Annotated in this window: 10 protein-coding genes; 2 read left to right on the plus strand and 8 right to left on the minus strand. The window is 38.6% G+C overall.

What is annotated here, in order from left to right:
* Positions 1 to 3: 3 nt before the first annotated feature.
* Both glmU and L0668_RS05330 read right to left on the minus strand, forming a co-directional pair.
* Complete coding sequence (glmU, locus tag L0668_RS05325; RefSeq protein WP_235311038.1) at positions 4 to 1,362, minus strand: bifunctional UDP-N-acetylglucosamine diphosphorylase/glucosamine-1-phosphate N-acetyltransferase GlmU; 1,359 nt, start codon at positions 1,360 to 1,362, stop codon at positions 4 to 6.
* 116 nt (positions 1,363 to 1,478) lie between these two features.
* On the minus strand, positions 1,479 to 3,824 hold the full coding sequence (locus L0668_RS05330) for an agarase (RefSeq protein ID WP_235311039.1): 2,346 nt from the start codon (positions 3,822 to 3,824) through the stop codon (positions 1,479 to 1,481).
* Positions 3,825 to 4,473: 649 nt separating this feature from the next.
* Between L0668_RS05330 and L0668_RS05335 the strand changes: the two genes are divergently transcribed.
* A complete protein-coding gene (locus tag L0668_RS05335; RefSeq protein ID WP_235311040.1) occupies positions 4,474 to 5,898 on the plus strand; it encodes a sensor domain-containing diguanylate cyclase in 1,425 nt (474 codons plus the stop codon).
* Here L0668_RS05335 and L0668_RS05340 read toward each other — a convergent pair.
* From L0668_RS05340 to L0668_RS05350, 3 genes are read right to left on the minus strand one after another with little or no spacing between them, the layout of a single operon-like run.
* Positions 5,885 to 6,781, minus strand: coding sequence for a DMT family transporter (locus tag L0668_RS05340; RefSeq protein WP_235311041.1), 897 nt, complete (start codon positions 6,779 to 6,781; stop codon positions 5,885 to 5,887). The two genes, L0668_RS05335 and L0668_RS05340, sit on opposite strands and share 14 nt — an antisense overlap.
* A complete protein-coding gene (locus tag L0668_RS05345; RefSeq protein ID WP_235311042.1) occupies positions 6,771 to 7,259 on the minus strand; it encodes a methylated-DNA--[protein]-cysteine S-methyltransferase in 489 nt (162 codons plus the stop codon). The genes L0668_RS05340 and L0668_RS05345 overlap by 11 nt, the downstream gene beginning before the upstream one ends.
* A complete protein-coding gene (locus L0668_RS05350; RefSeq protein ID WP_235311043.1) occupies positions 7,256 to 8,617 on the minus strand; it encodes a DNA-3-methyladenine glycosylase 2 family protein in 1,362 nt (453 codons plus the stop codon). Before L0668_RS05350 ends, L0668_RS05345 begins: the two co-directional genes overlap by 4 nt.
* A 303-nt stretch (positions 8,618 to 8,920) precedes the next feature.
* Between L0668_RS05350 and L0668_RS05355 the strand changes: the two genes are divergently transcribed.
* Positions 8,921 to 10,027, plus strand: coding sequence for a serine hydrolase domain-containing protein (locus L0668_RS05355; RefSeq protein ID WP_235311044.1), 1,107 nt, complete (start codon positions 8,921 to 8,923; stop codon positions 10,025 to 10,027).
* Positions 10,028 to 10,185: 158 nt separating this feature from the next.
* Here the strand turns inward: L0668_RS05355 and L0668_RS05360 are convergent, their stop codons facing one another.
* The 3 genes from L0668_RS05360 to L0668_RS05370 form a co-directional block, all read right to left on the minus strand.
* Entirely contained in the window at positions 10,186 to 11,223 is a 1,038-nt protein-coding gene (locus tag L0668_RS05360) for an energy transducer TonB (protein WP_235311045.1), read from the minus strand.
* Positions 11,224 to 11,316: 93 nt separating this feature from the next.
* Positions 11,317 to 13,236 (minus strand): biosynthetic arginine decarboxylase, encoded by a 1,920-nt coding sequence (speA, locus tag L0668_RS05365; RefSeq protein WP_235311046.1) that lies wholly within the window; start codon positions 13,234 to 13,236, stop codon positions 11,317 to 11,319.
* Positions 13,237 to 13,344: 108 nt separating this feature from the next.
* Positions 13,345 to 14,685: a magnesium transporter gene (locus L0668_RS05370; RefSeq protein WP_235311047.1), complete on the minus strand. Its 1,341-nt coding sequence runs from the start codon at positions 14,683 to 14,685 to the stop codon at positions 13,345 to 13,347.
* Positions 14,686 to 14,850: the final 165 nt, after the last annotated feature.

A 14,850-nucleotide genomic window follows, 5' to 3' on the forward strand; every position in this document is an offset into this window, starting at 1 on the left:
CTTTTACTTTTTAACAGGACGTTCCCAATTGCCAATATTGCGCTGCTTGGCACGAGCAATAGCCAGTTCACCATCTTCAATAGACTTAGTAATGATTGAACCTGCACCCACAGTGGCATTTTTACCAATATTAGCCGGTGCCACTAACGAACTATTTGAACCAACAAAAGCGCCGTCACCAATGGTGGTTTTAAATTTATTCACACCGTCATAGTTACAGGTGATAGTGCCAGCACCTATGTTGACGCCTTTGCCTACTAATGTGTCACCTAAGTAAGTGAAGTGATTGGCTTTAGAGCCTTCGCCTAAAATGGTTTTTTTCATTTCAACAAAATTACCCACTTTAGCATTTTGATGCATTACCGCTCCAGGGCGGAGTCGAGCAAACGGCCCTACATTACAGTTTTCGCCCACTTGCGCTTGTTCAATGATTGAATTAGCTTCAATATTGGCACCAGTGGCAATATCGCAATCTATTAACACACAGTTAGGGCCAATGTTCACATTTGAACCAATGTTAACTTTGCCTTTAATCACTACGTTTACATCTATATTGATGTCTTGGCCAACACTTAATTCGCCGCGTAAGTCAAACCTATGGGGGTCATTTAAACTTACACCTTGAGCCATAATTGCTTGCGCTTGTTCAAACTGAAATGCACGTTCGATATTAGCAAGTTGCATGCGGTTATTAATGCCTTCGACTTCAATAGCTGAACTTGGGTGAGAGGCTTTAATGACTTTGCCTTCGTTGGCGGCCATTTCGATGACATCGGTCAGATAAAATTCGCCTTGAGCATTATCACTGTTTAACTGGCTTAACCAACGCTTTAAATCTTTACCGGCCATGATCATCATGCCAGTGTTGATTTCGGTAATTTGTCTTTGTACGTCAGTGGCGTCTTTATGTTCAACAATAGCCGTGACTTGGTCACCTTGGCGAATGATACGGCCCATACCTGTGGGATCATCTAAGTGCACAGTTAATAAGGCCAAATCTGCACTTTGTTTGATGGCAATCAATTGCGCTAGAGTTTCTGGTTTAATTAAAGGTGCGTCGCCCACTAATATCAATACATCTTCTTCATCGGATAGGTGCGGTACTGCTTGTTGAACTGCATGGCCAGTGCCGAGTTGCTCAGCCTGTAAACACCAATTTAATTGATTATGGTCCAAGGTTTGTTTTAATTGATCTGCGCCATGTCCGTAAATCAGGTTAACCGAACTAGCACCAATAGTGTTAACTGTATCTATAATGCGCTGCACCATAGGTTTTCCACCAATTGGGTGTAACACTTTAGGAAGAGAAGATTTCATTCTCGTTCCTTTTCCTGCCGCTAACACTACTACTGAAAAAGCCATAAAAATCCCTAAATAAAGAAGTTGGGGTATTTTACTTAATTGATTTAAAAGTGCACATAGTTAATGTGCACTTTTAATTTTGAGCTTCTGTAGGCTTATATCAAAACTGATTAGTCTTATTTTCCGTAACGTTTGGAATACATATCAGACGTAATTTCTTGAACCGCTTGAATGAGCTCAGGGTAAGGAATATCTGTGGTAGTGACAAATCCAATATTGGCATTTTCGCCATCAAAAGAACGCCCAGAAATAGGTTCATCGACGTATTGGAACCAATGGGCACCAACCATATAAGGTTTGTCTAATACACTTCGCATGTATTTTTTATACATAGCGGCACGTTCTGTTTGGTTTGCAGCATGTACAATACCAGGATTAAACATGCCTGAATCTGTGGCTGTACCAATATGGAATTCACCTATGGTCACAGGTAAGTCTACCTCTGTTAAAAAGTCCCAGAAATGTGGCTGTACACCTTCTTCATAAATATTAAAACTTAATACATCTGAATATTTGATTGATGCCTTAATAATTTCGTCAGGCATGCCCCAATTAGCCATTCTAGCACCCATGTACAAATGATTTGGTAAAGCTTGCTCAAGTGTGTTGTGCACCACAATAAAGTATTGTTCACCGAGCATTTCTAACATTTTTGATAAGTCTTGGATTAGTGCTGCTGAATGTTGAGTAAAGGTGATGCCATTTTCTAGTTCAGACCAAGTGGTTAAATCTGTTTGCCATTTTTGATTTACTTGTTCGACAGAAGAGTATTTTGTTTTTAAGTGCTTAGTGAATGCGGCTTTAGCTGGGCTTTCATCCGTACTTTTAGATAATGCGTCTAATATTACGCCGTATCGAGCTTCCACTGAACCTTCTCGTTCGCCCCAACTTTTTTCGTTATCAATAAAAATACCTGCACACCAAGGTGAAGCTTTTACCTTTTCGGCGATTTCATTGATGGTAATTTCTGCGCGCTGTTTAAAAACAGGATCGTATGGATCTGGCATTAATCCCCAGTGGTTGGTTTTTCCAGACAAGGTTTTGAAATTGCCAATAATCCATCCATTGGCGAAATAAGGAATTTTATCTTTATGATCATAAAACGCAGGATCAACCCAGTTGCCAAAAGAGGTAAATCCCCAATGTTTCATGCGATCTAATGTAACTTGATGCCATTGTTTTACGTAGGACTCTGGTTCTGTTTCTCCATAACGACGTTCTAGATTAGCTCGATAAAAACTATATGTTTCTCCGTGTTTAACCGCCCCCTTGTGTGTTGAACGGCGGTAACTGTAGTGATCGGCTAAGGGATCATCGTATTCAGGCAACCATTCAAACATATTGTTGCGAATAGCGGATGTGACAAAACGTGTTTGTTTTATTTCATCAGCTATTTTTATAATGCCCATGGAGTCTTCCGGTGTGGTTTCATCGTCTCGAACTATTCTGATTTCTGGTGCTGCGTAATCGACTCCGGTAATAGTAGTCAGGTTAGCCATACGTACGTTTGCTGGACCATGGGAGAAAAATAGATAACCTTCTGGATCAACCATCCACCATTTGCCCTCTACTTTTTGTGTTCTGAAGTAGCCTGTGGCTTCCAGTTTAGGACCATTTTTGTAGCCACCAAAACGAGAGCGGTCAGGCATACCTTTTGATGATTTAAGTAGAGCGAGTTCTTCATCGGCTAATTCTTTGAGTTTTTGTTCAGAGGTCACTTTTAGTGGGTAGTCACGCTTGGCGTTTTGACCAAATTTATCCACTATGTTTACTAACCATTCTTTATCAGTTGCAGGGTTGGCTCTAATACGAATGTCGTCTATTGACACATGTTTATCTTCAAGCACACCAATAGTTGAAAAATTCAATGCAGTGATAGTATTTAGATTAACTTGGGAAGCGCGCCATGATCGCCACACCATTAAGTCATCTTTGGTTTGCCAAGGTGGAGCGTCGCCCCAAAGTCCAACTTCTGTTTCGGCTTCTTTGCCTTTAAGTGGGAAATATACAGTTCCGGTATAACCTACAGGTAAACTGATAGATCTTTTTTGAATTTCTCCTTGAGGGTTTTCTACCGATAAATATAAGTGAATAGCGGTATCACCGGTATTTTCTGCATCAAAAGCTAAGTTATAGTTATTATAACTTGTAAGATCCCAAGGTGATGCTGGTTGAATACGCACGGCTGAAATATTTTGTTGGGCAGAAAAATTAATTTTGAGTTTTTTGCCATCTTTATTAGACATATCAGCAACAAAATTTTGTATGTTTGCTGAGGAACTAGTCCAGGCTTCCTGATGAGAAGAGTCAAAATTAACTAAGGACAAAAGTACTTGCTCTTTTTCAAAAGGGTCGACTGGATACTCATCTTGCGAAGGAGAGCTTTTTTCATTGGGACTACATGCGGATAAGCTAGTAATAAGAAAAAACGTTAATAACCTAATATTTTGTCTAGTGGGCATTTTATTGATCTCTAACGGTTATAAGCTAAGTATCAATATGTTAAACATATTAGCCATAAATGCAAACTGTTAACAATATACCAGAGTGGGGTTGTTTAACCCAGTTCGGGATTATTTACCCAGGGGCTGTTGATCTTTAGTGTATAAATTTTGTTCAAACTAAACGCTTTTTAATTGAGGCGCTGACTTAAAGGCGCGATTTCTATAAAAAAGGTGGATTAAGTCAAAAGTCAGCAACACAAAAATATATGGAATATTTTTGAACAGCTTTAGCTGGCCTGCTTGCAGGTGAGCTACATGGATGTAGCGAATAAAGAGTAAAAAGCGTTTAGGAAGACATACTTTCTTTAAACAAATGACGCAGCGTTTGTGCAATATTTCTTCTGCTTCAGCACTCACTCATGTAGCACAACTACACCACACTCGAGCTTCATTGTATAAATACCCCACAACTTGCTGCAAAAAAATACACCAAAGATCAACAGCCCCTAGTTATAATCAGAAAGTAGTATGGCAATCTCTGAAAAAAATGATTACAGTGATCGTCTAAGGAATATTCTCTGTATTAAAGAGAATGAGCGCTGTTAAATTTGATGTGTGATGATAAATTGTCAAATTGAAGTTGGACAAGTAATGAGCAAGGCTGCCTGTGAATATATTTCGAACCTTACATCGTAGTATTTTAATACTTTTTGCTGTGGTGGTAGTGTCAATTTTGGCACTTGCCCACATTAGCATCTCTAAAATTGTTGCTGAACAAAGTAGGGCGCAACAACAATCTCATTCTCCAGCATTAAAGTTGATTACAGAACAATTAATGCGGCCCTTGCACATTTCGCAAACCTTAGCTCAAGCACAAGAACTTAAACAGATCATGGCCAACCCTCAAGATAGAGAGCAAGATATATTTGCTATGTTGGCACGTTTGAATAAAGAATTTGATTTAAACTTTTTTATCGCAAGTGAAATCAATCGTGTTCAATATGACTCCAAAGGTCGCAAATTAGAATTAATTGAAGGCAAGGTAGACTGGTACTTTAGGTACAAAGCACAACCTGAAACAGCTATGGCAGATATAGGCCAATGGCAAAACCCTCAATTTTATATCGATTTAAAAATATTCGATGAAAAAGGCAAGTTTCTAGGTGTGTTTGGTGTAGGTAAGAGTTTAAAAGGGTTCACTGAGGTATTCGGCCAATACAAGAATACTTTTGGCTATGACTTTATTTTTGTTGACCAAAATAAAGATATCACTTTGACTTCAGACATAGAGTTATTAGTGCAAGGCGCCACATTTAAAAACTTAGCGAATTTACCTTGGTTTCAAGCTTTGGATGAACAGCAACAAAGCCAATCATTGAATAATTTATTATTACCCATTAAAGGGCAGGAGTCGTTAATAGCGGAACTCAATATTCAACCTTTTGATTGGACCCTTTATTTAATCACTCCGTTAGAATCTAGACAAACAGAAATTAGTCGCGGTTTTATGTTCAGTATTGTGACTTTATTAGTGGTTATTTTTGGCTTATTTTTGTTGATCTACAATCTATTGTATTACTTCAAAAAGGATATGCAGAAGATCAAACAAATCGATATTCTGACTGAGTTGTCAAATCGTAGTAATATGAACTTGAAGTTCGATGAGTTAATGTATGAAAAACAATCTGTTAGCTTGGTTTTAGTGAATTTGGATAACTTTAAACCGATTAACGAAACTCATGGTCGAAAAGCAGGTGACATAGTTTTACGCCAAGTCGCGCAAATGTTACAAAGTGAAGTCAGGAACAGTGATTATCTAGGCCGCTGGAGTGGTGAAGAATTTATTATATTGATGCCCAACACTGGTCCTCATGAAGCTGTAGATGTTTGTCAGGGATTATGTAAAAAACTATCTGCCATGACAATCACTACCGGCACTACGTCTATCCAAATTACCGCTAGCTTTGGAGTGTCATTTACGGCAATTCCTCGACCAATATCTGAAGTAGTATCAGCTGCCGATGATGCCTTATTTACCGCAAAACGTGATGGACGTAATATGGTGAAAATGCAGTTAATTAAAGCGGATTAGGGCTTACTGTAGAGCGCTTCTTAAAACGTAATACGCCTGTGGTTAATGCCACGCCTATTAGTACTAAACTTGCACCTAATAACATGTTCAACGTTAATACTTCCTGCAAAAACACTATGCCCCACATCACGCCAAATACTGGCACTAAATAAGCTACGGTTATGGCTTTTTCTGCACCTACTTTGGCTATCAGTCTAAAATACATAATAGATGCAATACCGGTGCAAAACAGTCCCAAAACTATGACTTGTATCCAACTATCCATACTTGGATTGGTTTCTGGCCAAAAAAACAAACTGATGGGGAAAAGTATGATTAATGAAAAATAATGGCTACCAGCGGCTATGGTGAGTGACTTAACCCCAGTTAAATATTTTTTCGAGTAACAAGCAGATAAGCCGTATCCAAAAGTAGCAACTAATGCAGCTAATATCGGCAGATACACAACTTCAACTACCGCATAGATTTTACTTAAACTGAGCAACAATACTCCCATAAAACCCAAGAATAAACCAAATACAGCTATTTTTGATAGGTTGTCTTTAAGCCAGAAAAATCCCACTAAGGCACCAAACATTGGCGCGGTGGCATTTAATATCGAGCTATAACCAGCTCCCAAATGGTAAGTGCTATAACTAAATAAACAAAAAGGCACCGCTGTGTTGGCGACAGCCAAGAAAAGAATTGGCTTCCATTGATGTTTAAATTCTGCAAATAACTTTCGATACACAAAAAAAGGAAACAATGCCAAGGCTGCGATACCTGTGCGTAAGGTGACTAACATAACCGGCCCGAAGTCACCGGTAGTGGTTCGCATAAATAAAAAAGATGCACCCCATAACGCAGACAAAATTAACAACTCGATGAAATACTTAAATGGCACTGGTGTTTGTCCTTATTGTTTTTTCTAGGGTTAATAGACGTTGTTTACGTGTGGTTCCCCATGCATACCCAGTTAAGCTGCCGTCACTGCCAATGACTCTATGACATGGAACAATGATCGCAATCGGATTGCGCCCATTTGCCGAACCGACTGCTCTGACTGCTTTGGGATTATTAATTTTTCTAGCAATATCAGCGTAACTAAAGGTTTCACCTAGGGGGATTTTTAAAAGTTGTTCCCACACCTTTTTTTGAAATTCGGTACCGTTAAGCACAATCGGAATATCAAAATTGCTTCTTTGCCCTGCGAAATATTCAGTTAATTGTTCAGCCGCACTTTCTGTGTGCTGGTTGGTAAAGTCAGGTGCGTCAGTTGTTTGCTCAAAACGAAGGGAGGTCACTCCGTTTACATTTGCCTGAATTTCAATTTTACCAAATGTACTGTTTAAGTGTTGGATAAATTGTGTTGTTTTATTCATGCTAAATTCCATAATTGTAACGTGAGGTAACTGCGCCAAGGTTCGGCTTTTTGGGGCGAGATTTTATATTGTGCGAGTTGTTTTTTAATAATTAAATCACTGTCTAACCATATATCAGGGGACGATTGTCCTCTAAGCTTTACATAAGAAACTGTCCAAGGGCCTATTCCCTTAATCAAAATTAAGTCGTCAATTGAATGATTTAGGGGATTTTTCTCGTTATTTTGCATATAACTGGCAAAATCAATTAAGGTTTGTTTTCGACTATTTGGGATCTTTAAAAATTCCAAATTACTGTTTGCTACCGCACTTGCAGATGGGAAATATGCTAACGTTTGGTGTTTTTCTGCTAAATTTTCAGACAATTTTGTGAGTAAGGATATGGCACTTTTTACCGATATTTGTTGGCCTAAAATTGCTCTACAACCTGCTTCAAAGCAATTCCATACCCCCGGAAGTCGTAACCCTCTAACCAAGTGTTCTTTGGCTAAACCAGTGGCTAATAATTGGTTGTGAATAGCCACTGGATCTGCCTTAAGATCAAACAATCTTTCAATGTTCATGATAACTGACCTTAAATGAGACAAGTTATTCAATTTTATTTCCAAATCAAAATAGGTGTGTTTCGGGTTGAAAGTCATTTTGAACCAACCGGGCTCTTGTTCGATAACGAATGTTCTTGAATAAGAATTATCCGTTATTGTTTCTATGCCCTTAATTGCCCGTAAGAACAAAAAATCTTTTATATGCTCCCAATGATACGGTGGACGATAATTGAGTTTAAGATTGATGTTTTGATTTGGCATGCTCACGGATTTTACTTTTCGAATATTGCTAGGGGTCAGTCCAGTAATTTTTTTAAATTGACTCTGTAGTCGGCGTGAACTTGAAAATCCACTAGCCATTGCGACTTGCTCAACAGATATCTGGCTTTCATGCAGTAAACGTTTGGCGAATAATACTTTATTAAATAACTGAAATTGTTTAGGGCTCATACCTAATTTGTGTTGGAATAATTGCCTTAAATAACGTGGTGACACACCTAATTTAGTGGTTATTTCATTAATGCTTAATTCGGGGTATTGTTTTAAAAGTTTAATTGCTCGGTTGAGAGTTGTATCTACACCTTGCCAAGCAAATGAGTCAGGTGCACTATCTGGGCGACATCGTAAACATGGTCTGTAACCGGATAATATAGCGCTTTCTGCCAGTTCGTAATATTCTACGTTTTTCTCTAGGGGTAGGTTGGCAGGACAAATTGGCCGACAAAAAATATGGGTAGTTTTGACTGCAACAAAGAACTTACCATCAAATCTGGGGTCTCTTGATAGCCTTGCTTGTTGATATGTCGCACTCATTGGTGATCCCGAATTGCAGATAATGACGTCATTCTATCCAGATTTATTGCGTTAAGTGCGACAAAAACGGTAGTTTATTTTGTGGTATCTTTTAGTAACGTCTAACTGCTTAAAAATGCCAGTTGATTCGAACTAGCAAGAACGTTGATAATAGGCGTAATAGGTTACGGCAATGCTGTAGATGTTTTTATTTGAGGTGTGTGATTATTTTTCAGGCTTTTATTGATATTTTTTCTCGCTGTTACTGTTATTCAGACACTTGGATTGTACATGTGTAGGTTTATTTTGATTTGCATAATCAGTATGGCAAGCCATTTTGTTGTTGCAGCTGAGCCTTGGTTTAAAGAATTTTCTCACGATATTCAAGTTAAAGCAGAGCGTAAAAATATTCCAGGTTATACCTTTGCTTTGATAGAAAAAGGTAAACCAGCCACCGTCGTTGTTTACGGTAAAGAAAGTAAGTCTGGCGCTCCTATTGCTTTGGATACTGTATTTCGATTAGCATCAGTTTCTAAGACGTTTACCTCTATGTTAATGGCAAAATTTGTCGAGCATAACCAACTTGATTGGCAAGCTCCTGTATCTAGTTTTGTACCGCAATTTGAGCTGGCTAAAAAGCCAATTCAACCACTCTCTTTACAACACATTATTGGACAATCGAGTGGTTATACACCTAATGCTTACGACAACTTAATTGAAGCCAATTACCCAGTGGAACGCGTGCTTACTATGCTTGCTAACCTAAAGCCACTGTGCAAGCCTGGCGAGTGTTATACTTATCAAAACACTCTATTTGCTGTGGTTGAAGAATACTTTTCTCAGCATAATTCTTCTTATAAACAAGCTTTACAAAATGCACTTATTCAACCTTTGAATATGCCTTATGCGAGTGTCGGTAAACAAGCGTTGCAGAGTTCAAAAAAATGGGCCAAGCCTCATGTGGCTATTTCAAAAAACGGCTGGCGTAAAACCCGAGTAAGAGATGACTATTATCGTTATTCTCCAGCGGCGGGTGTGAACGCAAGTATGCGCGATATGATCATTTGGATGAGAGCTTTGATGGGAGAAACGCCACAAGTGGTTTCGGCAGATTTGGTAAAACAAGTGACTAGGCCACTTACAAAAAGTAAAAAAGAATTATATCGTAGTAATTGGCGCAAACATTTAACTGATGCTCATTACGGGCTAGGTTGGCGAATTTATCAGTTTGAGGGGGAAACTTTAAATTATCATGGAGGATGGGTTAAGGGTTACAGAGCAGATGTCGCATTTGCTCCAGACTTTGGCGCGGCTTACGTGATGTTAATGAATGCTGAATCTAACCTGATTAATGAGCTTACTCCAGATTTTTGGCAACGTTATTTTAAACAAGCAAAGCAGTCTAAACTCACAGCCACATTGACAAGATAGTAAAACCACTAAAAGAATAAGTATTCCTAATTGTTTTGTTTACTTTTCAAGTTTTAATAAAATTCACATTTTTAAATTTAATATCATATGAATTTAAAAGTGCTGTTATACAAGAACACCTAGTTTTTATATTGATTCAGAAAGTTAAGCCATGTTTTCTAAACTTTATTCGCTAACTCTACGATATTGAATTTGGTATTTTCCGCACCTTTAAAGAATACGTTACATTTTCCCCAGTTGGCAGGAATGCTCCAAATTGAGTCTTCAGCGGCTGTATAGCGAGAACGTTTGTTGTCGCAACGTATTTCTAATTCTTTTAACGGGCCTTGTACATTGCTCAATTGAAAACGGTTTCTAGTCAGCTGATGATTAACGTGGCCTCGTTCGTTAATTGAAGCCTTGCGTATTAATATTTCGTCACTAGATATCAAGGCCTTTATATTGTTAGCGTATTTCGTATATTGGGCAATTAGCTCTTCACTGCCTTTTACTTTTTGCATTTGTTGATAGGTCTTTAATGCATAGGCATAAAGCTGATGTTGAATTTGGAGGGAAAACTTTCTTTGTAAAATATATAAGTAATTGTCGTTTCCAAGAGTTTTCTCTCCACCATTACTTGCGCGACTAACACTATTTAACTCTCGTTCTTTATCATTAGTGGCCTTAGCGTAAATAGCATCGGCTAACCAATACCAATCATTTTCATACATGTTCCACAGATTTTTATCTAAAAGCTCATTGAGTAATTGCTCTGCTAAAAGATAATTTTTTTCTGCAATTGCATCATTGATCTTTTTGTATTTTCGGTAAAACTTTCCAGTTACTCCAACTTTTCCCTGTAATCTAAAATCTAGTTGGACAGTTGATTTGCATTGCTCTATGGCTTTTCCATCTTGTATTGCAGGATCATATTTCCATTGTTTAATAGCGCTTATCGCTGCTTTTTCAAAGCCTTTTATACCAGAGGAGTCTTCAATAATAGGTTCTACTACATTACCTTGTTTATCAATCACAAAACTCATTTTCACCCAACCTTCTTGACCTTGTTTGGCAGCTCTTAGCGGAAACTTTGGGGGCACTCGTTCAATAGGTTTCGCACTAATGGTTGTTTCGATTAGACGAGCTATTTCAGCTTGTTCTGCGAAGGCCGGAAAAGAGCATGAAAGTAGTACGAGAATGGGTAGTCTAATTAGCATATATCATCCATGAAAATATAGAGAGTGTGGTGACTTCTGGGTATATTAATGGGCAACAGGGTGAAAGTCACCCTGTATATTTACTAAGTAAGGCTAAACCTTTAAGTAGGTGTAACCTTTTAAGCAGTTTTCGTAAAAATCTGTCCATTTCACGCCTTCTCTTGGTTTCATCTTGCCACTTGCTACGTGTTTGTCTATGGATTTTTTAAGAGTTTGCGCCATCGAACTCGGATGATATTGCATAATCGATAACACATCATCTACCGATGAACCTTTAACCACTTCTTCAATATAAAAGTCTTCTGGGTCGTCATCATGACTGAAAATATGCACCTCATTTAGGCGTCCAAATAAGTTGTGCATATCACCCATTACGTCTTGGTATGCACCGGTTAAAAACAGACCTAAGAAATAGTCTTCTTTTGGTTTTAAACTGTGCATAGGCAATACGTCAGATATGCCATGATCACTGATAAACTTATCTAACTTTCCATCACTGTCACATGTAATATCCACTAGCGAGCAATTAACTGTGGGGCGTTCGTCCATTCTAGTTAATGGCACCACTGGTAATATTTGATCTATGGCCCAAGTATCTGCGGCAGATTGAAACACTGAAAAATTACATAAGTATTGTGAAGATAGATTAAATTCTAACTCTTGCATCTCTTCGGGCACAAAGTCAGCCGATTGGATTTTAAGTTGAACACTTTCCATAATTTGCCAATATAAGGTTTCGATTTTGGCCAATTCTTCTAAACTAATCACCCTTAGTTTAAAGGCATCTAGTGCTTGTTCTTTAAACTGAGATGCATCGTTAAATATTTCCTGCAGATTGTCGTGAGTATCTATGATATCGACAAGCTCACGAATGTTACTCACGAGTACATGTTCGCCTGCCACCACGTCAGTGTTGATGCCAGTACTATGGGCTTTGATTTCGCCTACCACTTGGGTGATAACACAACTATGGTGAGCTGTGATAGCCCTGCCACTTTCACTTACCAAAGTTGGGTGGGGAACTTGTTCTAAATCGCAAACTTGTTTCATGCCAAACACTATGTCAGCTACATATTCGCTCATATTGTAATTACGTGATGAGTCGTTAGTAGATTTACTACCATCGTAATCAATGCCTAAACCACCACCAACGTCAACATAATCTAGTTTGAAGCCCATTTTATGCAGCTCAGAATAGATCATAGCGCCTTCATTAATAGACTCTTTGACTGAGCGTATGTCGGTTAACTGACTGCCAATATGGAAGTGTAGAAGTTTCAGGCTGTCTTTCATGCCTCGCTCTTCTAGATATCGAGCTGCATTGATTATTTCACTGATAGTTAAACCGAATTTAGCTCTCTCTCCACCAGAACTGGCCCATTTACCTCGGCCTTTTACTGTCATTTTGCTGCGCACGCCAACCAGAGGTTTGATGCCTAGCTCTTCAGCTATTTTAACTAATAAGATCAGCTCTGAAAATTTCTCTATTACCACTATGGTTTTGCGGCCAAGACTTAAACTCAATAGGGCTAAGCGCATAAATTCTTGGTCTTTGTAGCCGTTCAAGATGGTAAGAGATTCGGTATTTGTATTTAACGCCATCACGGTTAGTAGTTCAGCTTTAGAGCCTGCCTCTAGACCGTAATTAAAAGGCGCGCCAGCATCGACTACTTCTTCAACCACTTCGCGCATTTGATTCACTTTTACCGGGTATACTCCCATGTATGAACCTTGGTATTCGGCTTCTTTTATGGTGTCTTGGAAAGTTTGATTTAATCTTTCAACTTGGGAACGTAAAATATCGTGGAAACGCACAACCACTGGAAATTGTATGCCTTCTTGTTTGATTTCTTCAACCACAGATTTGAAGTCAATACGCATATCGGTATTGTTTGGATCCGGCGTGACGAATAAGTTGCCATTTGAACCAATTTCAAAATATCCCTCTCCCCAACGTTTTACTCGATATAGGTTTTCAGAATCATTTATGGTCCACTTCATTTTTGTACCCATGTTTACTTTCACTGTTGGTTAAAGGCTAAAAAACGGCCGGATTATAGAGAACAATAATTCCACTGGCTATAACAATCATTTTGCTAGTTATAATATTAGTTTTTATGGTTATAACAATAATAACGAAGCAGAGCCTAAAAACACAAAGAAACCAACTACGTCAGTGACTGTGGTTAAAATTACTGAGCCAGCTAATGCGGGGTCAATACCCATTTTGTCAAGAATGACAGGAATAGCAATACCAGCAAAAGCGGCGATAACCATATTAACAACTATGGCAAAACCTATAATCACTGAAAGCCAATTGTTGTCAAACCAGACAGAGGTGATAAAAGACACCACGCAAGCCCAGAGTAAGCCATTAAAAAATGCCACTAACACTTCTTTATTACCCAAGGCTTTAAGGTTTGATTTAGCTAGTTGGCCTGTGGCCAAACCCCGTATGGTTAAGGTTAAAGTTTGACTGCCGGTAATTCCGCCCATGCTGGCCACGATTGGCATAAGTACCGCTAAGGCGACTACCTGAACTAATACTTGATCAAAAATGCCTATGACTAAGGAAGCTGCAAATGCAGTGATTAAATTTATGCCTAACCACACAGCACGACGTCTAGAGCTGGTAAATACCGGGGCAAAAAGATCTTCGTCACTGACACGGCCCATATGTGATAGCTGAGATTCGTAGTATTCCTGGTATACTTCAATCGCATCTTTTATTGAAAAGCGTCCAACTAACCTGCCTTGTTTGTTGATAACCGGTAACATTGAGCGGCCACTGCCTTTTACTGCTTCTGATGCTTCGAATAGGTCTTGATCAGCAGCTAAAACACGATCTGAAAATTCTGCAATGTGGATGACATCTGTGTGTTCTTCACAGCCAAATAATTGATTGATATCAATTTGCCCAAGGTAATGTCCAGCTTCATCAACTACTAATATGCTGTCGGTATAAGCTGGAAGAACATTCGTTTTTAGTTCATTTAACAAATCTAAGGTATTCACTCCTTTGCTAACCGTAAACACTTCGTGATTAACGTAGCGACCTAATTGTTCGTCGTTATAATTCAAGGCTTCTTCGATTATTCCAGTTTCTTCTGGATTTAACTTCTGTATAAGACCTTTTGCGACTTTGTTAGGTAATACATCTAAAATTTCAACTAAGTGGGCTGTGCTGCTGGTTAGTGCCACATCTTCAATATTTTGGGCACTGAGTAAAGACATGAGTTGCTCGCGCGAGTCATCGCGCATGGCAGCTAATATCGGAGATTTCTTATCCTCGCTTAGGGTTTGCCATAACTCAAAGCGGTGCTCCTTGGGTAAACCTTCAAAAATAAAGGCCCAATCTTCAGGTGTGAAGTCTCTGGCAATGATAGGCACTGCCACTTGATCTTCTTGTAATCTGTCTAAAATCCATAAAAAGGCACTCTCACGTTGTTCTTGATTTACCATTCGTCCTCCCTTTTTATTCATTTAGTAAAAATAATTTAGCTAGATTGAAAATACAGATCGTCAAACTTCTATAAGTCATTGTATGCTGCAAACAATTACCGTAATTGTAATTTATTTACGTGTTCGTTGTATTGTATTTGTAAGTGAAAACTTCCTTTTTTGAGT

The organism is Paraglaciecola algarum, assembly GCF_021532655.1.
Lineage (GTDB): Bacteria > Pseudomonadota > Gammaproteobacteria > Enterobacterales > Alteromonadaceae > Paraglaciecola > Paraglaciecola algarum.

What these genes read in the sequence shown, in the direction of transcription:
- L0668_RS05355 (WP_235311044.1), top strand. Translation starts at nt 8,921, where the DNA reads ATGGCAAGCCATTTTGTTGTTGCAGCTGAGCCTTGGTTTAAAGAATTT.
- L0668_RS05370 (WP_235311047.1), bottom strand. Translation starts at nt 14,685, where the DNA reads ATGGTAAATCAAGAACAACGTGAGAGTGCCTTTTTATGGATTTTAGAC.
- L0668_RS05360 (WP_235311045.1), bottom strand. Translation starts at nt 11,223, where the DNA reads ATGCTAATTAGACTACCCATTCTCGTACTACTTTCATGCTCTTTTCCG.
- L0668_RS05330 (WP_235311039.1), bottom strand. Translation starts at nt 3,824, where the DNA reads ATGCCCACTAGACAAAATATTAGGTTATTAACGTTTTTTCTTATTACT.
- speA (WP_235311046.1), bottom strand. Translation starts at nt 13,236, where the DNA reads ATGGGTACAAAAATGAAGTGGACCATAAATGATTCTGAAAACCTATAT.
- L0668_RS05345 (WP_235311042.1), bottom strand. Translation starts at nt 7,259, where the DNA reads ATGAATAAAACAACACAATTTATCCAACACTTAAACAGTACATTTGGT.
- glmU (WP_235311038.1), bottom strand. Translation starts at nt 1,362, where the DNA reads ATGGCTTTTTCAGTAGTAGTGTTAGCGGCAGGAAAAGGAACGAGAATG.
- L0668_RS05350 (WP_235311043.1), bottom strand. Translation starts at nt 8,617, where the DNA reads ATGAGTGCGACATATCAACAAGCAAGGCTATCAAGAGACCCCAGATTT.